The sequence below is a fragment of the Verrucomicrobium sp. 3C genome, from assembly GCF_000379365.1.
In the GTDB taxonomy this organism is placed as follows: Bacteria; Verrucomicrobiota; Verrucomicrobiia; order Methylacidiphilales; family Methylacidiphilaceae; genus Methylacidimicrobium.
Window position 1 is genome coordinate 1,601,393 of sequence record NZ_KB901875.1, and the last position, 20,057, is coordinate 1,621,449.

20 protein-coding genes and 1 tRNA gene are annotated in these 20,057 nt (G+C 60.2%); 11 read left to right on the forward strand and 10 right to left on the reverse strand.

All coding sequences use genetic code 11. From position 1 onward, the window contains the following. Nucleotides 1-122: 122 nt before the first annotated feature. Complete coding sequence (locus A37A_RS0108450) at nt 123-2,144, reverse strand: hypothetical protein (RefSeq protein ID WP_018291083.1); 2,022 nt, start codon at nt 2,142-2,144, stop codon at nt 123-125. A gap of 176 nt (nt 2,145-2,320) precedes the next feature. Further along, complete coding sequence (locus A37A_RS0108455; protein ID WP_026195741.1) at nt 2,321-3,448, reverse strand: citrate/2-methylcitrate synthase; 1,128 nt, start codon at nt 3,446-3,448, stop codon at nt 2,321-2,323. 238 nt (nt 3,449-3,686) lie between these two features. Here A37A_RS0108455 and A37A_RS16555 point away from each other — a divergent pair, with 238 nt between their 5' ends. After that, nucleotides 3,687-4,415: a polysaccharide deacetylase family protein gene (locus A37A_RS16555; protein WP_196799549.1), complete on the forward strand. Its 729-nt coding sequence runs from the start codon at nt 3,687-3,689 to the stop codon at nt 4,413-4,415. Between the two features lie 121 nt (nt 4,416-4,536). After that, nucleotides 4,537-4,612: transfer RNA gene (locus A37A_RS0108465), tRNA-Phe, on the forward strand. A 24-nt stretch (nt 4,613-4,636) separates the two neighbouring features. On the opposite strand, the gene A37A_RS0108470 is transcribed toward A37A_RS0108465, so the two are convergent. After that, the gene (locus A37A_RS0108470) at nt 4,637-5,263 is read right to left on the reverse strand and encodes an SIS domain-containing protein (RefSeq protein ID WP_020494195.1); all 627 of its coding nucleotides are present in this window, start codon (nt 5,261-5,263) and stop codon (nt 4,637-4,639) included. 129 nt (nt 5,264-5,392) lie between these two features. On the opposite strand from A37A_RS0108470, the gene folK reads away from it, so the two are divergent. From folK to A37A_RS0108490, 4 genes are all read left to right on the forward strand, one after another. Continuing rightward, nucleotides 5,393-5,956 (forward strand): 2-amino-4-hydroxy-6-hydroxymethyldihydropteridine diphosphokinase, encoded by a 564-nt coding sequence (folK, locus tag A37A_RS0108475; RefSeq protein WP_196799550.1) that lies wholly within the window; start codon nt 5,393-5,395, stop codon nt 5,954-5,956. After that, nucleotides 5,928-6,740, forward strand: coding sequence for a 3-methyl-2-oxobutanoate hydroxymethyltransferase (gene panB, locus A37A_RS16560; protein ID WP_018291088.1), 813 nt, complete (start codon nt 5,928-5,930; stop codon nt 6,738-6,740). The genes folK and panB overlap by 29 nt, the downstream gene beginning before the upstream one ends. A gap of 194 nt (nt 6,741-6,934) precedes the next feature. Beyond that, the gene (locus A37A_RS16565; RefSeq protein WP_155996531.1) at nt 6,935-7,681 is read left to right on the forward strand and encodes a hypothetical protein; all 747 of its coding nucleotides are present in this window, start codon (nt 6,935-6,937) and stop codon (nt 7,679-7,681) included. 167 nt (nt 7,682-7,848) lie between these two features. Continuing rightward, nucleotides 7,849-9,111, forward strand: a complete 1,263-nt coding sequence (locus tag A37A_RS0108490; RefSeq protein WP_018291090.1) for an FIST signal transduction protein — start codon at nt 7,849-7,851, stop codon at nt 9,109-9,111. 36 nt (nt 9,112-9,147) lie between these two features. Here A37A_RS0108490 and A37A_RS0108495 read toward each other — a convergent pair whose 3' ends face one another. Further along, a complete protein-coding gene (locus A37A_RS0108495) occupies nt 9,148-10,296 on the reverse strand; it encodes a glycosyltransferase (protein ID WP_018291091.1) in 1,149 nt (382 codons plus the stop codon). Beyond that, nucleotides 10,289-11,380: a glycosyltransferase family 2 protein gene (locus A37A_RS0108500; RefSeq protein WP_018291092.1), complete on the reverse strand. Its 1,092-nt coding sequence runs from the start codon at nt 11,378-11,380 to the stop codon at nt 10,289-10,291. The genes A37A_RS0108495 and A37A_RS0108500 overlap by 8 nt, the downstream gene beginning before the upstream one ends. On the opposite strand from A37A_RS0108500, the gene A37A_RS16570 reads away from it, so the two are divergent. The 4 genes from A37A_RS16570 to A37A_RS0108520 all read left to right on the forward strand — a co-directional run bounded on the left by A37A_RS16570 (nt 11,379) and on the right by A37A_RS0108520 (nt 15,443). Next, nucleotides 11,379-12,152, forward strand: a complete 774-nt coding sequence (locus tag A37A_RS16570; RefSeq protein WP_018291093.1) for a polysaccharide deacetylase family protein — start codon at nt 11,379-11,381, stop codon at nt 12,150-12,152. The genes A37A_RS0108500 and A37A_RS16570 overlap by 2 nt on opposite strands. A gap of 21 nt (nt 12,153-12,173) precedes the next feature. Beyond that, a complete protein-coding gene (locus A37A_RS0108510; protein WP_018291094.1) occupies nt 12,174-13,001 on the forward strand; it encodes a glycosyltransferase family 2 protein in 828 nt (275 codons plus the stop codon). Nucleotides 13,002-13,286: 285 nt separating this feature from the next. Continuing rightward, entirely contained in the window at nt 13,287-15,128 is a 1,842-nt protein-coding gene (locus tag A37A_RS0108515; protein WP_018291095.1) for a cbb3-type cytochrome c oxidase subunit I, read from the forward strand. A gap of 84 nt (nt 15,129-15,212) precedes the next feature. Next, nucleotides 15,213-15,443, forward strand: coding sequence for a hypothetical protein (locus tag A37A_RS0108520; RefSeq protein ID WP_020494198.1), 231 nt, complete (start codon nt 15,213-15,215; stop codon nt 15,441-15,443). A 52-nt stretch (nt 15,444-15,495) separates the two neighbouring features. On the opposite strand, the gene A37A_RS16575 is transcribed toward A37A_RS0108520, so the two are convergent. From A37A_RS16575 to A37A_RS0108535, 3 genes are all read right to left on the reverse strand, one after another. Continuing rightward, nucleotides 15,496-16,044 carry a hypothetical protein gene (locus tag A37A_RS16575; RefSeq protein WP_155996533.1) on the reverse strand — a complete coding sequence of 183 codons (549 nt, stop codon included), beginning with the start codon at nt 16,042-16,044 and terminating at the stop codon, nt 15,496-15,498. A 79-nt stretch (nt 16,045-16,123) separates the two neighbouring features. Then, complete coding sequence (locus tag A37A_RS20060) at nt 16,124-16,351, reverse strand: hypothetical protein (protein ID WP_155996534.1); 228 nt, start codon at nt 16,349-16,351, stop codon at nt 16,124-16,126. 298 nt (nt 16,352-16,649) lie between these two features. Beyond that, entirely contained in the window at nt 16,650-17,144 is a 495-nt protein-coding gene (locus tag A37A_RS0108535; protein WP_018291099.1) for a thioredoxin family protein, read from the reverse strand. 139 nt (nt 17,145-17,283) lie between these two features. Here A37A_RS0108535 and A37A_RS0108540 point away from each other — a divergent pair, with 139 nt between their 5' ends. Further along, on the forward strand, nt 17,284-18,744 hold the full coding sequence (locus tag A37A_RS0108540) for a sigma-54 dependent transcriptional regulator (protein WP_018291100.1): 1,461 nt from the start codon (nt 17,284-17,286) through the stop codon (nt 18,742-18,744). Nucleotides 18,745-18,952: 208 nt separating this feature from the next. Here A37A_RS0108540 and A37A_RS0108545 read toward each other — a convergent pair whose 3' ends face one another. Continuing rightward, nucleotides 18,953-19,330, reverse strand: a complete 378-nt coding sequence (locus A37A_RS0108545; RefSeq protein ID WP_018291101.1) for a Fur family transcriptional regulator — start codon at nt 19,328-19,330, stop codon at nt 18,953-18,955. A gap of 17 nt (nt 19,331-19,347) precedes the next feature. Next, nucleotides 19,348-19,893: a ribonuclease H-like domain-containing protein gene (locus A37A_RS0108550; RefSeq protein WP_018291102.1), complete on the reverse strand. Its 546-nt coding sequence runs from the start codon at nt 19,891-19,893 to the stop codon at nt 19,348-19,350. Nucleotides 19,894-20,057 lie beyond the last annotated feature (164 nt).

Consider the following 20,057-nt stretch of genomic DNA (forward strand, 5'->3'; position numbering starts at 1 on the left):
CCGCTGGCGTTACCACCAGTAGCCGCTCCGAGTGCTTCCGGCTGGAGCAATAGTTGCCGGGTGGAGATCACTCCCTCTCCACTGGGCGATGCACCCTTTTCACGGCGCACGAGAAATGGAGGCTAGGGAGACCAGCAAAATAGGGGCTCCAGCCTCGTTCCCGTCCGTACTTGGACTTCCGAGAGGATGCCCGCCGTAGACAGGGCCTGTTCCCGAGTGACCTGCCGGGGAAAACGCTGCAGGAGCACGGTTAACGGAATGACGCGTTTTGCGCGGATCGTGTCGCGGAACGATTCGAGGAACGACAAAGAGAGGCTCTCCGAGCCATGCCGGGGCGGAGAAGCGGGAGCGGGAATCGGGAGTCGGCCGCGCCAGGAAGCCAGAATCCCTTCTGCCCGCTCGTGGAGCTTTGCTTCAACCGACGAAAGACCTGGGTCGTGACGAAAGGAAAACAAGAGAGAGACGGCGGCGGAGATCTCGACCATATCCTTGGAGGAGATGAGGAGAAGCGGCATGCCGGGCGATCCTTCCTCGGTCGAGTTTCGCCCGGCGAGCACTGCCGCTTCCTCCTTTTCGAAAACCAACCCACAGGGTTCGAACGTGTGGCCGCCTGCTTTCGCCGGGTCCGCTGCCTCTTCGCGGAAGGAGAGAAAGGCGCTGGCGGCGGTCCTTAGGGTTTGCGATGGAGGAAAAACAAAAAGCTCGATTCCCGGCTGACTCCTCCTCGCGCAAAAGAGGCTGAATGGGCGGATCTCTTCTCTTTGCCAGGCAAAATCTGCGGGCGGTTCCAAAGGCAGCAATGCCCATTCGACGACCCAGGCAGAGGCGAGATTCGTAAGGGAGATCTCCCACTGGAGTTTTGCGTCGAAGAGCAACCGGGTGCAGATCGAATAGGGATTTGGATCGGCCGACTCCTGCTCATACCAGGGAACGGCGACGGATAGGAGCAGAGCGCGTGGTGGCAGGGAATTCCGGTTTTGGTAAGCGCTTTCGATCCACTCCGGGCGGAGGCTCGGCTGCCGTCGCTCGAATCGCCGGATTCGTTCTTGGAGAAAGTCGGCAGCTTCCGGTTTCTTGATCTCGCGGACCAAAAGAGGAGCGGAGAGAACGTTGCGCTGCTCGTCGGGCCAGTGGGGGAGAACTGCGGCGTTCCAACACGGGAGGTATGCACCCAGCAAGAGAAAGGCCGGGGGCCCCTGGAACAGGGTCTGGAGAAGGCCCCCGGCGGAGGAGGCCAGAGCCGGTTCCGCTCCCCAAGCGTCCGCATTGTCAAAGGTGAGCAGGAACGGCTTGGAAAGCCTGGAGAGTCGGAGAAGATCTTCGACACGCCTTCGGCAGTGACCTTCGTCATCCTCCATCGTCTCCATCGCCTGCTCCCCGGGCGCTACCGCAAGGTTCGCGCGGATCGCCTGCGCCCAATGGACGGGCTCACCAAAGATCCAACGGCGGCACGCCTCCTGGATGACTCGATCCTCTGTTCGAACGGCCAAGCCGTGAATGGCCCAGAGCCAATTGGAGAGATGAGCCTCCCATAGCCCAAGCCGCGAGAGCAACTCCTCGGCAGCGGGAATGATTCGGGGATAGTCATGGCGGAGCCATTGGGCCCATTCTGGGACGAGCCCTTCGAGCAAGACTCTGGACGGGTGGCGACGCAAAAAGCGAACGGCGGAACGTAGCTTGGAGTCGCGGATCCTCCCCTGCTCGACGAGCTGGCTGGCCAGGGATCCGAGAATATCGTTGGCGAACACTTGGAGCCGGCTCGGTTCTTCGGGCCATCGCCGAATTGCGCGGGAACGATCGGGGAGGGATAGCTCGACTCCCGAATCCTGGAGCAGTGCCCGCCATGGAGCCAGGGGATTGCGGAAGGGTCGAATATACAGCGGGAGAGCTTTCCCCTCCAGATGCAGGAAAAGGGTTCCGATCAGGGTGGTCACCCCTGCGCCGGAAGAGTTCGAACCGACCAGAAGGATCGGTTGGCGCTCCAGCCAATTCACGCCGTGCGGCCAAGAGCTTCCCGGCCCGGGAAAGCGGCGGTCAAACTCGGAGGAAACTTGTTGGAGGACTTCGGAAAAAAGAGGCCGCCATGCCGGGTCGATTTTGCGGGGATCAACTACGAAATTCGGCCAGAACGGGTTAGCCTGCATATCTCACAAGCGTTCTCCCGCGGCTTGCGAAATGGACCCGGCTGCTTCGTTGGGACTTGGATTTTGGCCCTCCTCGCCGTATGTCATCCTACAGCTCCGGGGGAAAACCTGCGCCCCGCCTTGCATCCAGGCCCATTGGGCCTCGCCTCGGGTACGAACTTTGTGAGACATGCAGGCTATGGTCGTTCGTCGATTTTCAGGAATGGTCGAGGCGCTGGGCCGACATAGGTGGCCAAGGGGCGAATCAGGCGATTGTTTGCTCGCTGCTCGAGAATATGGGCCGCCCATCCGGAAGTTCGGGACATGACGAAGAGTGGAGTGAAGAAAAAGGTGGGAATATCGAGGAAGTGGTAGGCTACGGCACTATAGAAATCCACATTGGGATAGAGCCCCTTTTCCGAGAGAAGTAGGTTTTCGATTCGCTCTGCGATCGCGAAAAGCCTGTGGTCGCCCGCTTCTTCTGCGAGTTGCTTCGCCAGCGCCTTGAGGATCGGGGCGCGTGGATCTCCTTGCTTGTAGACCCGATGGCCGAAGCCCATGACTTTTTCCTTCTTTTCGAGCATCGTCCTGATGCCCTCCTCCGCCTCATCCGGAGTGGAAAAGCGTTCCAGGAGCATCATGGCCGCCTCGTCCGCCCCTCCATGCAACGGCCCGCGCAACGCGCCGATGCCGCCAGTGATGGCAGAATAGAAGTCCGAAAGGGTCGAAACGATGACGCGGCAGGTGAAGGTCGACGCATTGAACTCGTGCTCGGCATGAAGAATGAGTGCTGCATCGAGCGCCCGGGCATGAAGCGCCGAAGGAGCTTCCCCTCGCAACAGGTAGAGAAACTGATCGGCGACCGTCCGATGCGCTTCGGCCCTCGTCTCGATCCGCCTCCCGTCCCGATGGAAGTGGTGCCAGTAGAGCAGCATGGAAGGGAAAGAGGCGCAGAGCCGGCTGGCGATGGCGTGAGCATCGCGGCTTCCCTCTTCCGGCTCCATGGTTCCCAGGGCGGAGCAGCCTGTGCGCAGAACATCCACGGGATTGGCCGTGGGAGGCAGCTGTTCCAGCACGCTCTTCAGCGCCGGTGGCAGGTCTCGCAGGGAGATCAGAAGACTTCGGTAGCGATCCAGTTCCATTCGATTGGGCAGGATTCCGTAGACCAAGAGATAGACCACTTCCTCGAAGGATGCCGACGAAGCCAGATCCCGAATGGAATAGCCCCGATAGGTTAGGTCGAGCCCTTCCTTACCGACCGTGCTTAATGCAGTCTCTCCTGCGGTGATTCCCTCCAAGCCGCTGGTATTTTTTTGTTCTGTCACCGTTTGCCTCGTTTCCTTCTCGATCCGGCATCCGTCTTCTTGGTATCGCTTTTCGTATCGTTTCGCGGCGTGCAACCTACCAAGACCCGTTGCGACGGGCAAGGCTCCAGTCCTGGAAACAGGCGAGTTAGAGGAGGATTGCCAAGGAGGGACGGAACCGATTACACTGCCAATCACCTCTTTATTCAATCTATCTATGGATCTTTCTCGGCGCGTTTTCTTGCAAAGATTGGGACTTTTGGGCGCGAGCATGGTCGCTCCATCGCTGAGTCGGGCTGCCCAGGTGGGGCAGAGCGCCGGCCAGCCCGGAGCCGAAACCATCCCGCGCGCAACTGCGGTAGCCGGACAGCGCGCGGGCGGTGTTCACTTTTTCAATCATGGCCCGGGGTTGGGCCGCAGGATTGCGGTTACCTTCGACGATGGACCCACCCCAGGGATCACGGAAAAGGTGCTGGCCGCTCTTCGGGAACGGCATCTCTCCGCGACCTTCTTCATGATCGGGCAGCGGGTGGCGGCGGCACCCTCTTTGGCTCGCCGCGTTCGGGAGGAAGGGCACGAGATTGGGAACCACTCGTATACCCATCCCCAACTGGGACGATTGCCCGCTCAGCAAGTCCTGGCGCAGCTCCAGAAGACACAGGAGGCGATCGAGCAGGCCACTAGTTTTCGGCCCTGTTGGATGAGACCCCCCTACGGCTCTTTCCGCGCAGCGCAGGCTCCAATCGCCGCCCAAGAGGGACTGGGCGTAGTCCTGTGGAACGTCGACACGCGCGACTGGGCGCGGCCAGGGACGGAGCGCATTCTGGAAACCGTTTTGACCCAGACTCGTCCAGGTTCGATCGTTCTCATGCACGATCTCCATCTGCAGACGGCCGAAGTGGTGGGACGGATTTTGGACGGGCTCTTGGAGCGGGGGTTTGAATTTACCACGATCTCGGGTTTCCTGGGCACTCCTCGGAGCGCTTAGCCGCCATTTCTCACAAATTTCGTAGCCGAGGCGCAGCGGATGGGCCTGGATGCGAGGGGAGCGTTGACTTTCCCTTCCTTCGCGAGAGAATGCAGCTTCCGCCGACAAACGGCGGAGAGACGGCTGGGTAGCTCAGTCGGTAGAGCAGCGGACTGAAAATCCGCGTGTCGTCGGTTCGATTCCGACCCCAGCCACCATCGCCTTGCGGGCTTCTGGCGTAGTCAGGCGCCTTCCCTGCCTTCTGGAATGGCTTCGGATCTCCGTGGCTCCTCGCGGTTGCCCAGCGCTTTCTCCACGCACTCGAGGATGACGTGCAAACCCCAGGTATGGAGTTCCTGGATCCGCGCCGTGGATTGGCTGGGAACGATCCAGGCGACATCCGCCTCCGGAGCGGCCTGGCCGCCATCCTTGCCAAGAAACGCGATCGATCGGACGGAACGACTTCTCGCCAGGCGGAGTGCCGAAAGGATATTGGCGGAAGAGCCGCTGGTCGAAAAACAGAGAAAGAGATCTCCGGGTCGGGCGAGGGCAGACAGAGGTCGGGAGAAGATCTCGGAAAAGCCGAAATCGTTCGCGATGCAGGTCAGCGCCGTCGGATCGGCGCAGAGCGAAACGGCGGGGAGAGGATCGCGAGGCAAGCGATAACGGCCCAGGAGTTCTTCGGCGAGATGGAGCGCGTCCGCTGCGCTGCCCCCGTTACCCGCCGTAAAGATGGTCCCTTTTTGGTGCAGGCACTGGACGAAAAGGAAGACGGCCCTCTCCAGGGCGGGGAAGGTCTCTTCCGCCAGTCGCAGGGTTTCTCCGAGCTCCCGTGCGCTGGAGCGGACGATGAATTCGATCTCTTTCACGTCGCGCACCTTGCAGGCGCGTCAAGTGCAGGCGCGTCTAGGAGAGGATCCAGCGGCCTTTCGAGGGCTTCGGACCAAGGAGTGAGGGGGGCGTCGGTGTGGAAAACGAGCACTGCCATGCGGAGCAGCTTGCCGAGGACGAAAAAATTCGCAAGCCTGGAAGAGGAGGCTGCCGCAGGAAGCGGCATGCGGTTCGAGCACGCGATGATCGCCATGCACGCAGGTATCGCCCTTGGCTCTAACCTTGGAGAGCGGGAAGTCAGAATGGAAGAGGCCTTGTCCTTCCTTCGAAGACTCTCCAAGGGGGGGCATTTCCTCCGCTCCTCGCTCTGGAAAAGCGATCCGGTCGACTGCCCTCCCGGTTCCGGGGAGTTCTTAAACGCCGTTGCCGAGATCGACTGGGATGGTTCGCCAGAGGATCTCCTGGCTGCCTTGCTGGCCTTCGAGAGCAGAGCCGGACGATTGCCTCCAGAAAAGCGGCTCAGGAATTCGCCTCGCCCGGTCGATCTGGATCTCCTCTACTGCGGAAAGCTGGTGCGAAGCTCTCCCGGGTTGATCTTGCCGCATCCACGTCTCGCGAACCGGATTTTTGTGCTGGGTCCGCTCGCGGAAATCGAGCCGCATCTCTGCCTTCCGGGTTTCTCCCGCACGGTAAAGGAGCTTTATGACAGACTCAGGGAAGATCACTCCTGAATGGGTTCGATGCAGAAAGGACGTTGGGCAAAAGATCGCGGCGTTGACCGCCTACGATTTTCCGACAGCCCGGTTGCTGGACGAGGCGGGGATTCCGATCCTCCTGGTGGGGGATTCGCTCGCGATGGTTGTCTTAGGTTATCCGGACACCGCCTCGCTTCGGCTCGAGGAACTTCTTCCCCATCTTGCCGCCGTGGCGCGAGCCAAGCCTCGGGCGCTTGTTGTTGCCGATCTCCCTTCCGGGACCTATCGAACTCCGGTGGAAGCCCTCGCCACCGGAAAGGCCCTGAAGCAGGCTGGAGCCGAGGCGGTGAAGCTTGAGGGGGGGGTAGCGGTGAGCGAGGCGATTCGGGCCCTTGTGAAAGCCCGGATTCCCGTCATGGCTCACATCGGTCTCCTGCCTCAGAGTGCGGGCGGTCGGTTCCGCAAGGTCGGCCGTCAGCCGGAGGAGAAGGAAGAGATTCTTGCGGATGCGCGTGCGGTGGAAGAAGCGGGAGCATTCAGCGTCGTCGTCGAAGCGACCGAGGCCGGGCTGACGGCGGAAATTACCCGGCGTCTCCGGATTCCTACGATCGGCATTGGCTCAGGTTCGGAGTGCGACGGTCAGATCCTGGTTTTTCATGACCTGGTCGGCCTCTTTCCGTGGTTTCGGCCCCCCTTTGCAGAGCCCAAGGCGGATCTTGCCGAAGTGATCCGGGAGGCAGCGCGCCTCTTTCTTGCGGAAACCCAGGGGAAGGCATCGCCGGCCCCCAAACGGATTCTCGGCTCTGAAAGAAGTCTTTGAAACGGGCTTGGGTTGCAGGCTCCTTGAAAAAGCGTTGAGAGGTGTCTTTTCTTGGGACAGCCGCCGTCCGCCATGCGGACGCGGAGCGGCTCCGTCTCATCGGGCGCTCCAGTCGTAGATCGAAAGCGGAAAGGAAAGGCGTCGCTGGCCCGCGGAATGCTCCCAATGAGAGCACATTGGGGGATCTTTTCGGCATGAAGCGGATCGCGCTGCTTATACTCGAATCGTGGAGGAGATTCTGCAATCGCCTGCTTTGGTTGGTTGCCATTTCGGCGGCCGGCGTGAACGGCGCTTCGAGTTGGAACGGAGAGGGAGGGGAAGGAGTCATCTCGACCCAGGAATCCGCCGCGTCAGCATCCCGAGGCGACCAAGGAAACTCATGGTTTGTCGCTGGATTTGTCGGGCCCCAATGGAATCGTTTCCCTTCTGGATTTGTGCCGGCCTCCGGGGCCCCGGTTCATTCCGAGGCCGATTTCACGACTATCCTTTCCCCGACCGGAGGATACTACTGGTATGACCCTCGGAGGACGGGGCACTTCAGCTTCACCCTCGAGTTGACCGGTGCCTACAACGTGCAAGGAATCTCTACCCAGATCGGCGGTGGGGGAGGAGCCGATGCCGTGAGCAGCGGCTTTACCGTCCTGTTTGGCACGGTCGGCTATCGCATGGGAGCTTGGGAGCCCATTCTCGGGTTCGGGGCCGGTGCAGGGTTTCTCACGTCGGAGAGTCGGAGCGAGGCATCGTCGGTTGCGATCGTGCCCGTCTTGCTCGTCGATGTCGGCATGCGCTATCATATTGACGCGCGTTGGTCCTTGCGCTTTGAGTCCTTCTTTGGGTGGACAGGATCCGTTTCGTATTCTTATCCTTCCGGAGAGATCGTAGCGGGCCACATGTTGAGCAACAACGTGGTGGTGGGCTTGGGCTATGCGTTTGGTCCGTAGGAGAGTAAAAATCAGGCGGCTGAGCCTGCCTCAGGGAGCGGAAAAGATCGCTGCAGTACGACGTTACCTTTGGGCGCCTTACTCATTTTCCTCGCGATGGCAATTGAACTTGAGTCCGTAGCCTGGATACTCCCTTCAGACAAACCGAGGTGGCAAGGAGTGGTTCAATGCACGAGGCAATGGATTCGGCGCGTTTTGTCCGCACAACCGTGGCTCATGGAACAGATGTGCGGGAAGCGTTGGAGCAGCTACAGCGACAGGGAGTTCAGAGTCCGACGTTGACGCTTCTCTTCGCGGCCAGCTCACTGGACCAGGGCGAGATTGCCCAGGAAATCCGGAGTGTCTTGGGCGGTCATTCCTGGGGATTGTCCTGTGCCGGCCATTTCAATGGGGAGCAGGGGAACCTTTCTACGGAGGGGATTCTGCTTCTGGCGATCGAGCAGCGCGGGGATCTGCTCGCTCCGTGCGTGGTGATGGGGAAGATCGATGGGGAGGTCGAGGAGAGGGCGCAGGAGATGACACGGCAGGCTTTCGACGGAGCGAGTTTCAGCCCCGAATTGCTCTACATCGGTTTCATGGGCAAGCGCGTTTCGGAGATGCTGCGAGCCAATCCGTTTACTCTGCTCGTCGGCCATTCGAGCGTAGGGACGGAGGAAGCCGTCTTGCGGGGCATTTCTCGGGCCGTGGGTCGGGGCGCCCGTGTCGTGGGGGGGACGGCAGCTGACCGGCTCTACCTCGATCGGGTGACAGAAACCTATGCCCACGGGAACGGGGTGGCCGACAAGGGAGCCCTTTCTCTCCTTGGCATCGCCACCACGCTGAAGAACGGGGTCGGCATGGCCAATGCCTTTCGGCCGGTGGACGCCAAGGGGGCCTTCGTTACGGAGAGCGAGGGCAGGGTGGTCAAGACGTTGAACCACCGTCCCGCGGCTGACGTTTATGCGGAACTGGTTGGTGTCTCCAGCTGGGGGGAAGCGCAGCAGCGCTTCAGCAGCAATCCGATGGGAATCATTGAGGTTACGGCGAGCTATTGGCAGGTCCGCAGTCCAGCCGCAATTCAGGAGGACGGCTCCATTGTTTTCTTTTCCGAGATTCCCGAGGGAAGCGGATTGACTCTGTTGGAAGCGGATGCGCCTAGCCGCGTCGAATCGGTTCGCTTGGCAGTCCGGCGGGCACTGGCCGATGCGGGAAGCCCGAAAAGAGTGGCGGCAGTCGTCGCCTTCAATTGCATTCTTTGCCATCAGCAGGCGCTCTGCTTGGGCTCCGGGGTGGACGAGGTGCGAGCCATTCGCGAAGAGTTGGGGGAACACGTTGCGGTCGTTGGGGTATCCACCTACGGGGAAACCGGCACGACGGTTGCTGGGACGATCGGTCATCACAATCAGACGATCACCCTGTGGCTTTTGGCCGACGAGGTCATCACCCAGTAAGCGGCTACTCCTCGGCAGGCCGTCCCGTCGAATCCCTCAAGAGGAAAGGCGGCGGTAGAGCGCCAGGGTCTGTTCCGCTAGGATTTCGGTGGAAAACCGTTTGGCGACTTGTTCGTGAAGGGTCAGGCGTTCCGAGAGGGTAAGGGGCTTCCGTCGAGCGATCTCCTCCATGGCCGAGGCGAGCGTTTCGGGCGTAGAGTGATCCAAGAGCTTGCCGGAGGCTTCGGAAACAAAAGCTTCGGGGATCCCGTCGATCGCCCCGGCAATCACGGGCTTGCCGCAGGCCAATGCCTCCAGGATCGCCAGTCCGAGGGCCTCGGTTCCCACGCCAGGCCGGACCAGGCAGTCGATCGAATTCAGGAAGTCCGGCATTCGGTCGCAATGGGAGAGGAGAAGAGCTTTCCCCTGAAGTCCCAGGGCCCGCGCCTTTTCTGTGAGATAGCCTTGCATGTTGCCGCTTCCCAAGAGGAGGAATCGGGTCTCTGGCAGACGGGAGTGAACGAGGGCGGCGGCTTCCAGGAAGACCTCTTGCCCCTTGCCGTAGGGAAAAGAGCAACCCCCGACCAGGGCAAAGATCCGATGCCCGGGTCCAAAGCCCCAGGAAAGCCTTTCTCTGGTCGCTTTCCTCGGGACGAACCGCTCCACCTCGATCCCGGGCGGAATCATGTGAATCTTGGAGAGGTCTCCTTTCATCGGCGGTCGGGAGCGGCGCTCCGGAGCGGTCGAATCCGGTTCATAGTCGCCCCGCGTCAACACTCGGTAGACAAATTGCGATACGGCAATCACCCCGTCGGCAGCTTTCAGGAGAAAGGTTCGACTTGGCCAAGAGCTTGGGCTTTTCGCCATGTGGCGCGTGAGGAGAGCGGACGCTCCGCCCCCGGCCAGGCGCACAGCCAGGATGACGGGCCAATAGTCCCGACCATGATGGGCGTGGACGATGGAGAAGCGACCGCGACGAATCCATTTCACAAGAGCGAGCACGAGGCTCGCCTTGTCCCGTGGGAGGGGAAGAATCTCGATTCCTCGTTCTTCGACCTCGCGCGACAGAGGTAGTGCGGGCGGGCCGGCCAAGGCGACCGAGCATCCCAGCCGTTGTAGCCCGGCGGCCAAGAGAATCGATTGCACGTCCGTTCCGCCTCCGCTCAACAGAGAATTGACTTGGAGGATGGCGAGCGGTTCAGTCACGAGGCAACCCCATTCGTTCCGGCTTGCCCGCCAAATGCCAGAGCAAGAGGGACCAGCGGATACGCAGCCGCTCCCGGACACGGGGGCGAGCTTGTTGGAAGGGAAAGACCAAAAGGTCGCCGGCCAGCTCGGCGACGAGGCGGATCGGGAGGGCGATGCGAAGGCAAATCTGGTGCGACCGCGGAGCATGGAGGGCAAAGTAGCGATAACGGGACCGCCAGTATTCGATTCGGGCCGCCGCTGGAGAAGCGGCGGCGCTTCGGCCCTTGCCGTGCCAGACGTGGACATTGGGGAGGTGATAGACCAAAAAACCGGCCTGCCTTGCTCGGTAGCAAAAGTCCGTTTCTTCCAGGAAAAAAAAGAAGCCCTCGTCCATTCCGCGCAGCCGTAGCCATAGATCGGCGCGCGTGAGGAAGAAGGCTCCGATCACCGAATCGACGGCCGCCGGATGATCTGCAGGGCGTTCCTTTCCAGGGAATCGAGAAGGAAAGAAACGACGGAGGAGCGCCTTGTTGCCGAGTTCGGTCCAGAGGCTTGGAAAGTTCGCGATCGAGTTCTGCAGGCAGCCATTCTCGTTCCGCAGTTGCGCCCCGGCTACGCCGCATTGGGGATTTGCTTCCATCCAGCGGATGGCGCGTTCGAGCGCGTCCGGCTCGAGGCGCGCGTCGCTATTCAGCAGCAACAGATACTTTCCGCGGCTCCTTTCCGCCGCTCGGTCGACCGCCGCGGCAAAGCCCAGGTTGCGGGAAGAATGCAGGTAGACCGCCTTCGGGAAGGCCAGAGGAATCTCCTCGGCGGTGCCGTCCGTGGATCCGTTGTCCACAAGGATCAACTCCGTTTCAAAGGCGATCCGGCTGCCTTCGACCGAACGGATCGCTTCGCGGAGAAGGTTGCGCGTATTTCTGGTGACGATGATGATCGAGACCAGGGGGTTCGGCTCCGTGCCGCTTCGAGGGCTTGCCGTCGATGGGGTTGTCGTTTGCGCTCGGCATCCGGCCGCCCCAGTCTGCACGGACAAATTCTTGCCGTACGCAGCGGAGATTTGCGATTCGAAACCTTCTTCATCTAGAGTAATCCCGGTCATGGCCCTATCTCGTCCTATTCCATCGCCGGATGCGCTTCCTCCTTACACGAATCTCTGGGCATACCGAAAACGTTTTGCCGAGGCAGCCCCGATCCTGATGTATCACAAGATTGGCTCTCCGCCCCTCGGGACGCGCTTTCGCGGTCTCTACCTTCCGACTTGGCTGTTGGAGAGGCAATTGTGCGAATGGAAGTTGGCGGGGTGGGCGTCGGCGCGGTTCGAGGATTTCATCGAGGCGGGTACACCCATGCGTCGGCAGATCTGCCTGACGTTCGACGATGGATACGCCAGTGTTCACCAGGAAGCGCTCCCGCTCCTGCGTGGGCAGGGTTTTCAAGCAATCGTCTTCCTGGTTGCTGACCGAATCGGCGGCTCGAATGACTGGGATGTCGTCATCGGGGAAAAGCCGACGGCTCTGATGGATCGGGTACAGATCGAAGAATGGATGCAAGCCGGTCAGGAAATCGGCGGTCATACGTTGAGTCATCCGTCGCTGGTTCGGTTAACGCCGTCCGAAGCGCTCCGGGAAATCGTCGACGGCAAGAAGAAGCTCGAGGACCTCTTCGGGCGTTCCATCGACCACTTTTCCTATCCGTATGGAGATTGGAATCCCCGGATTCGAGATTTTGTGGCGGAAGCGGGCTATCGGACCGCGTGCACTGTGGAGCGTGGCGTCAACGGCCCAGGGGCCGATCCTTTCCTGCTTCGGCGGATCATGGCATGCCGTCCCCCCCGCACGCTAAGAACACTTTTCGGTCTAATGCCGGGCTAAATTGGAAGCACGAGGAGACGCATGCCGACCGAGCGGACACCGAAATTGCCGATCTCCGTGGCAATGATCGCTTGCAACGAGGCGCGGAATCTGGCGCGAAGCCTCGGAAGCGTCGCCGGATGGGTGGAAGAGATCGTCGTTGTGGTCAACGATTGCACGGACCGGACCCCGGAGATTGCGCGGGAGTTTGGAGCCCGCGTGGAGGAGTTCCCCTGGACTTGCCGCCGGGATCAAAAGAACCTGGCGCTCGCGCTTGCGACTCAGCCCTGGGTTCTGGGGCTGGATGCGGATGAGGAAGTCTCCGTGGAGATGCGAAGTGCGATCGAAGAGTTTTTTTCCGGAGCGAAACAAAGGTTCGACGGCGCATCCTTCCGCCGCAAGACCTGGTTTCTCAACCGTTGGATCACTCACGGAGATTGGTATCCGGATTATAATCTTCGGCTCATCCGGCGTGGCTGTGGGCGTTGGGGAGGCAATCGTGAGCATGACAAGCTCATTCTAGAGGGTCGGGTGAAAAGAATTCGCGCAGAGCTGCTGCACTATTCCTTCCCTACGGTCGAAGACAATGTGCGAAAGATTCCTGCTTTCGCGGCGGCGTTTGCCGAAGAGCGGCAGGGCAAGGGTCTTGGCTTTCAATGGAAGGATCTCCTCCTTCGGCCTCTGTGGCGTTTCTTGCGCGGATATATCTTCCGATTAGGATTTTTGGATGGATTTCCCGGTTTCTACATCGCCACGGTCACAGCGCTGGCGACTTTCGTTCGTTATGCCAAGCTCTACGAGCACGAGTTCGGCAAGCAGCCGCCGCTGAGCGGTACCGAAGGCTCTCCCCCGTCTCTCGCTCGCGGATAGAAGCTGTCGGTAGCGGCTTGCGGCAGTCCCTTCCGCCTTTCCTTTTTGGGCGTCGCCCAATGCCTTCCTGTTCCGGCTTCATGAGCGAGAAGCGGGTTTCTCCCCAGTTTTTCCATGACCATCCGCCCGGGCCTCTTCGGGGTCAACGGCGAGGAGAGCACCAGGATAGTCCTGTGAGCAGCTAGCGATTAGCGTGATACAGAACAAGAGGTCGCAGTCCGGCGTGCGGCCGCGGGCTGCGCTTGAGCCGGCGCAACGAATCTTAAGGAATCAGGAGGAAGAGGGATGGAAAGTCACAGGACAGAAAATCCGGTGCAGCCGGGGCTACAGGGGCATGGGGAGCCCTTGCCCTGGTGGAAACGGTGGGTCTTCTCCGTCGATCACAAGGTGATCGGCATCCAGTACATGGTGACCTCGCTGCTGATGGGTCTCTTTGGGTTCATCCTCATGATTTTCATGCGCTGGCAGCTCTCCTATCCTGGAAAGCCCGTCCCCATTTTTGCGCACCTGATGCAGCAGGTCTTTGGATCGAACATGGCTCCGGGCGGAGTCATGACGCCCCAGATGTACAACTCATTCGGGGCGATCCATGGGACCATCATGATCTTCATGGCGATGGTACCCGCCCTTTTCGCAGGGTTCGGCAACTACATCGTTCCTCTCAAGCTCGGCGCTCCCGACATGGCCTTCCCTCGGCTCAATATGGCGAGCTTCTGGTGTTTCTTCGTGGGTGTCGTCATCATGGTCGCGAGCTTTTTTGTGCCGGGAGGTGCGGCAAAGTCGGGATGGACCTCCTATCCTCCGCTGGCGAATCTAGCCGACTCCGGCCCGGGATTTCACCCGGTTCTCAACGGCCAGACCCTCTGGCTCCTCGGGATGGCCTTCAACATCACCGGCTCGCTGCTGGGGGTCATCAACATGATCACGACCATCTTCCAGCTCCGGGCGCCGGGCCTCAGTTGGATGCGCCTCCCGATCTTTGTCTGGTCCGAACTCGTCACTGCTTTCCTCATGCTCCTGGCCTTTCCGCCGCTCGAGGCCGCCGCCGTCATGCAGCTCATGGATCGGCTCGCCGGAACGAGCTTCTTTTCCCCCGACGGCCTGATTGTCGGAGGACAGCGGGTGGCGGTCAGCGGAGGCGGCGCTCCCCTCCTTTGGCAACATCTCTTCTGGTTTCTCGGACACCCCGAGGTCTACGTCCAGATTCTCCCGACCATGGGCGTCATTGCGGAGATTTGGACGAACATTACGCGCAGGCCGCTCTGGAGCTACCGGGTGGTCGTCTACTCCGAGATCGCCATTGGATTTATCGGGATGATCGTCTGGGCGCATCATATGTACATGACCGGCATGGGCCAAGGCGTGACGACCTTTTTCCAGATCTTCACCACGATGATCTCGATTCCCTCGGTGCTCATTGGGACTGTGTTTCTCCTTTCGCTTTGGGGAGCGTCGATTCGCATCAACCTGCCGATGCTCTTCGCCTTGTCTTGGCTTCCTCTCTTCGCCATCGGCGGCTTGACCGGGCTCCCGAACGGCTGGAGTTCATCGGACCTGGTTCTTCACGATACCTACTACGTGGTTGGCCATTTCCACTACATGATGGCGCCGACCTCCCTGATGGCTCTCTTTGCCGGGATCTACTACTGGTATCCAAAGGTGACCGGCCGCATGATGAATGACTTCCTCGGGAAGCTTCATTTCTGGCCGACTCTCATCCTTTTCAACGGCGTCTTCTTCCCGATGCTAATCCAGGGCATGAATGGGGTGCACCGGCGCTGGTACGACGGGGGCGCCGGGTGGCAGTACGCGCAGAACGTTCTTTGGCTCAACCATGTCATGTCGATCTCGGCGTGGCTACTGGCGCTCGCTCAAATTCCTTTTATCATCAACTTTTTCTGGAGCTCGAAATACGGAGAGAAGGTGAAGTCCGATAATCCGTGGCAAGCCACCACCCTTGAGTGGGCGACTCCGACTCCCCCGCTTGGCCATGGGAACTTCCCCATCGCTCCCAGCGTCTATCGTGGTCCCTACGAGTATAGCGTCCCGGGGGCTGAGCGGGATTTCCTCCCCCAGTGGGAACCGACGGCGGAGGAAAAGGTGCCGGCCGAGCGAGCGCACGTCTAGGGGGCGGAGGCGTTCGCCGGGATCGAGCTGGCAAAGAAAGCGGGCGGGGCGGGAGAGCGAACGATTGGAAAGCGAGAGCAGATTGTGCTGAACACGGTACTCACTCCCCAAGCGATGTCCGCGTCTGTCGGAACCCAAGCCGAGCGTGCCGGGCTGGTTGCGGCGTTGTTCCTGCTGATCCTGACCGTTGGCGTCGTGGGAGCTTTCGTCTGGGCGGGCTACCGCCTGTTGAAACGGGAGAAAACTCCACCACCGGCCTACGCGGAGTTTCTCAACCAGGATATCGTCGAGGAAGTCGACGCCGGTTGGCGCTGACAAGGGGTGCGTCCAGCTCGGGCAACGACCTTGCGCGCGGACCCGGGCATTATTACTGCTGCTGGGGCAGATAACCTTGTTCGGAAGCGGCCGACGGAGTTTCCGCGGGTTGCGAGGAGGCTGGCTTCTCGATGGGGGGTGCAGGGGGAAGAAGGGGAGCCGTGGCTCGCGGCAGAGGCGCCGGAGGATTTTGCATGTCGAGAATCCTTAGACGCACGGCTTCACTCTCCTGGTGAAAGGCCTTCCGCTGTTCGATTAGGCGGGTCACGATGCGCGTCAAAAGATCTACCTTCCTTTCGCGGGAAACCCCATTCAGTTCGCCTAGGAGGCGCTCCAGCTCGTCGTCCTGCTCGCGAGTCATCTTCCGCAAGCGTTCCTGCATCTGTTGAATCTGCCGCTGTTGTGCAGGTGTAGGCCGAGCAAGGACTGGCGAGGCAACGGGTTGCCCCGTTGCCGAGGGCAATCGGGCAAACATGGTGCCGAAGAAGGCTCCGGCCAGGCCAAGCCGCATGGCGAATCGCCCCCAGTCGGAAGGGGAGGTGCCGACGGCTAGTCGGTGGAGGAAACGGCCCATGCGAAGGGACAGGGAAGAAGCTGACATCCGAGTTGAGCCGAACGCGCGCCGCCGGTCACCCAAACTCCGGTCGTTTTATAATCTGAGGACGATTGCGGGACGGAAGCTATTTTCCTCCGCCCATCTGGTGCATCCACTGTTGATGCATGCCTTCCATGGCGTCGTGCATTTCTTTGCGCTGCTCGACCAGTTTATTGATCACGGCGCAGGCCCGATCGAGCTTCTTGTCGGGCGGTGCTTGGTTCATTTCGTCGGTCAGACGCCGCAAGTCGGCATCTTGACGCTCCATGAGATTGCGCATCTTCTCATGATTTTCCCGCGCCTGCCGGTGCAAACGGTGGTGACGGAAATGGCTCTCCGGCGTGGCGGCCTGAGACTCGGCTCCCTGGGATGAGCTCGAAGAATCCTGGGCATGCAATGGGGAGGAGAAAAAGAGAGCCAGCGCACTCACCGATAGCGCCTTCGCGCCTGCGGACCATGTTCGTTTCATATTCGTTTGATGTGAGGAAGGAGTTGGGTGCGAATGCTAGCTTCCGAAGCGATTTCAGGAAAGACTTTCTTTCGAGTCGGTAAGGGCGCGATTGGTGGCCGAGAGCGCGGGAATCCTTTCTGGCGCGCGGGGAAATGCTCCTTTAACCTCCGGAAGTCGCTTTCTGACTAAGCTGCTCAACTTTGTCCAAGAACGGCTTGGCTCCGCCTGGCATGTAACCCATGGACGCGATCTCCTGTCCTTCGGGATCGAGCAGCAGGATGGTCGGGAAGGCGTCGACGTGGTATCGGTCCGCAAGCTCTTTGTTTTGTTGCTTCAAAGCCTCCGTTTGCGGTTTGTGTTGAGGGAAGTCGAGTTCGAGCAGCACGAGATGTTCCTTGGCGTACTGCTGAAATTCCGGAGTCGAAAAGACTTCGCGCTGCAGCTTTTGGCACCACGGGCACCAGTCGGAACCGGTAAAGTTTGCCAACACCAGCTTCTTTTCGGCTTTGGCTTCGTTGAGAGCCTTCGGATAATCCGTCATCCAATGGGCAGATCCGGCGAAGGCCGCTGCGGAAAAAAGCAGGGGAACCATCCAACCGAGGGCAAGGGCCAACCGTCCACCTTGGAGCCGCCAAGCGGCGCGTGCAAAGTCCATAAGGCCGACAATACATATGGCCCCGATCTTTGGCAAATGCGCAGGTGATTCTCGCCGATCGACCGAGGTTGGAGCGGCCAAAACCGGATTTTGCTCTTGGCTCCGACGGGAAAGGGCTCCATTTGTCTAGGGTATGATTATGGCCAAACGGACGGATCCGTCGGCGAAGAAGGAGCAAAAACCCGTCCTCCGGCGTTCCATTCTCGTCGTGGATGACGAGCAGGACGTCCACTACTCATTCCAGAGGTTGCTGGAAGATCTGCCGATTGAGGTGCGGGCAGCCCAATCGGGAGAGGCGGCCATCGAACTTCTCCGGAAGGAGCCTGCTGAAGTCGTCATCATGGATATTCGGATGGGCGGCAAGAATGGCTTGGAGACGCTCCGGGAGATGAAGCGTATTGCGCCGAAGCTCATCGTCCTGATGATGACCGCCTACGGCACATCCCATACCGCCATCGAAGCGATGAAGCTGGGCGCCTACGACTATATCCTGAAGCCGTTCGACATCCCCGAGCTTCGGCAACTGATCGAGCGCTCCCTGGAGGCCGCCCGCCTTGCTCAGGAAGAAGGCCAGGCTATGGCGAGCGCAGCCGATCGGCAGGGGTTGGCGCTCGTCGGAGACTGCGTCCGGATGCAGAAGGTCTACAAGCTGGTCGGGCAGGTAGCGAAGACCAGCGCGACCGTGCTGATCACCGGTGAGAGCGGTACTGGGAAGGAGTTGATCGCTCGGGCCATCTACCAGCATAGCATGCGAGCCAACAAGCCGTTCATTGCGATCAATTGCGCCGCCATTCCGGAGAATCTCCTGGAAAGTGAGTTGTTTGGACATGAGCGGGGCTCTTTTACCGGGGCCATGGCCCAACGGATTGGAAAGTTTGAACAGGGCGACGGCGGGACGATTTTCTTGGACGAAATTGGAGAGATGCCTCTGGCGACCCAGAGCAAAATCCTGCGGGTCCTTCAGGAAGGAGAGGTTTCCCGGTTGGGGAGCAATGAGTCGATCCGAACCGATGTCCGCGTCATTGCAGCCACCAACAAGGATCTGGCCGCAGCCGTGCAGCGTCGAGAGTTCCGCGCCGATCTCTTTTATCGGCTCAACGTCGTTCGAGTTTCCTTGCCTCCGCTGAGGGAACGGGCCGAGGATATTCCCGCGCTCGCCGCACATTTCCTCCAGAAGCATCGGCGCTATCTTCCCCAGGCTGCGGCGCGAATTGCGCCGGAAGCGATGCAGGCGCTCCAGACCTACCCTTGGCCAGGCAATATCCGGGAACTCGAAAACGTCATTCAGCGTGCCATGGTCTTAGCACCCAGCAGCACGATCGAGATGAGTAATCTCCCGGAGGAGATCCAGGAAGAATTGTCCACCCATTCCATGGGTCGGCTCTCGGTGGAAGAACGAGTGCTTGAGGAGACGGCGCAGGTGTTAACCGACCTCGTTTTGCAAAACGGCGTGAGCGATGTGATCCGGAAGCTAGTGGGCCGACTCGTCCAGAGGATTGCGAGCAAGCAGGGGGGCGATGAGCGACAGGCCGCCGAGTCGCTGGGCTTGCGTTCGGCGGATTTGCGGAGGTTCGCCATGCCGAAAACGCATCGGGAGTAGGCTTGGCCTGCCTGTCTCCCAAGCATTCTCCTGCGGCTTGCGAAATGGGCCAGCCTGCTTCGTTGGGGCTTGGTGTTCCCTCCTCGCAGTATGTCGTCCTACCACTTCGGGGAAAACCGGCGCCCCGCCTGGCATCCAGGCCCATCCGCTACGCCTCGGGTACGAACTTTGGGAGACAGGCGGCTGCGGCTCCTTCCGGCGAGGAGAGTCATCGCTCCCCTTGGCAATTGGGGCACTTTCCGTAGAGTATGATCTCGTGATCGAGGACTTGAAAATTCGGCGGGGCTAGCTCGGCCCATTTTGCGGCGCAGTCCGGAATCTCAAACACCTTACGGCAGCCGTTGCAGAAGAAGTGATGGTGGTGGCCTCGGGTTGCCGTTTCGTACCTTGGGGGTTCACCGGGAATTTCCACGATGACGATCTTTCTCTCTTTGCGCAGAGCCCGCAAGGCGCGGTAGACGGTGGCAACCCCGAGGCGCGGTACCGCTTTTGCTGCCCGTGAGAGAATTTCCGGTGGAGTGAGCGGGCTTTCGGCAGATTCGAGCACCGCAACAATCGCAATCTTCTGCTGCGTGATCCTTTCCATGCGGAGTCTTTGTCGTTTCAGGAAGGCTTCCAAGGAACAGAAATGGATTCCTTCCGCTGAGTTTGTTCATTGAAATAGTAGATTTCTCCGTGCCGGACTCCGTGCTCGTGAAGCAAGCGCGTCACCTTGACATCGTAGCAACAGTATTCGGCAATCTGGACGAGCTTGCCCTCCTTCCACCAACGAAGGGCCTGCACCCCTTCCGCCGTCTTCCCAATACCTAGGGTGGCGCGCGCGAGACTCTCCAGGCTGATGCGTCTTCCGCTCTGGGCTTCTACGTCCCGGAGAAGATCCAACGCGGGCAAGTCACGGAGATCGAATACGGTATACGCTTCGAGAACAGGAAAATCGAAACCAAGGATGTTAAAGCCGACAATCAGATCCGCGTTCCGCAGCTCCTGCAGAAGGGCTTCGACCTCCTGTTCCGAATAGATCTGATAACTCTGCTGCGCCGTTGCGTAGGTCACTCCCAGAGACATGCGCATGGCGCTCTTATTGCGCCATCCGCCCACTTCGCTTGCGCTCTTCTGGGTCTCCAGGTCGAAGTAGACCAGGTTCCTCATTGCACGAGCATCACTCCTTGTAGAGGAAAACGGGGCTTTCCGGCAGTCTGCGGCTCGCTCCTCCGGCCCTCATAGGGCGGCAGCCTCTTCATGCACCGGGAGCACGGTAGAGATCCGCAGCCCAACCAACGGAACCACCGACGGACGCGTGACCCAAGCACGGC

What these genes read in the sequence shown, in the direction of transcription:
- A37A_RS0108540 (WP_018291100.1), top strand. Translation starts at nt 17,284, where the DNA reads ATGGCCAAACGGACGGATCCGTCGGCGAAGAAGGAGCAAAAACCCGTC.
- A37A_RS0108545 (WP_018291101.1), bottom strand. Translation starts at nt 19,330, where the DNA reads ATGGAAAGGATCACGCAGCAGAAGATTGCGATTGTTGCGGTGCTCGAA.
- A37A_RS16570 (WP_018291093.1), top strand. Translation starts at nt 11,379, where the DNA reads ATGGCCCTATCTCGTCCTATTCCATCGCCGGATGCGCTTCCTCCTTAC.
- panB (WP_018291088.1), top strand. Translation starts at nt 5,928, where the DNA reads ATGACAGACTCAGGGAAGATCACTCCTGAATGGGTTCGATGCAGAAAG.
- A37A_RS0108450 (WP_018291083.1), bottom strand. Translation starts at nt 2,144, where the DNA reads ATGCAGGCTAACCCGTTCTGGCCGAATTTCGTAGTTGATCCCCGCAAA.
- A37A_RS0108515 (WP_018291095.1), top strand. Translation starts at nt 13,287, where the DNA reads ATGGAAAGTCACAGGACAGAAAATCCGGTGCAGCCGGGGCTACAGGGG.
- A37A_RS0108550 (WP_018291102.1), bottom strand. Translation starts at nt 19,893, where the DNA reads ATGAGGAACCTGGTCTACTTCGACCTGGAGACCCAGAAGAGCGCAAGC.
- A37A_RS16575 (WP_155996533.1), bottom strand. Translation starts at nt 16,044, where the DNA reads ATGTCAGCTTCTTCCCTGTCCCTTCGCATGGGCCGTTTCCTCCACCGA.
- A37A_RS16565 (WP_155996531.1), top strand. Translation starts at nt 6,935, where the DNA reads ATGAAGCGGATCGCGCTGCTTATACTCGAATCGTGGAGGAGATTCTGC.
- A37A_RS0108500 (WP_018291092.1), bottom strand. Translation starts at nt 11,380, where the DNA reads ATGACCGGGATTACTCTAGATGAAGAAGGTTTCGAATCGCAAATCTCC.
- A37A_RS0108535 (WP_018291099.1), bottom strand. Translation starts at nt 17,144, where the DNA reads ATGGACTTTGCACGCGCCGCTTGGCGGCTCCAAGGTGGACGGTTGGCC.
- A37A_RS0108510 (WP_018291094.1), top strand. Translation starts at nt 12,174, where the DNA reads ATGCCGACCGAGCGGACACCGAAATTGCCGATCTCCGTGGCAATGATC.
- A37A_RS0108490 (WP_018291090.1), top strand. Translation starts at nt 7,849, where the DNA reads ATGCACGAGGCAATGGATTCGGCGCGTTTTGTCCGCACAACCGTGGCT.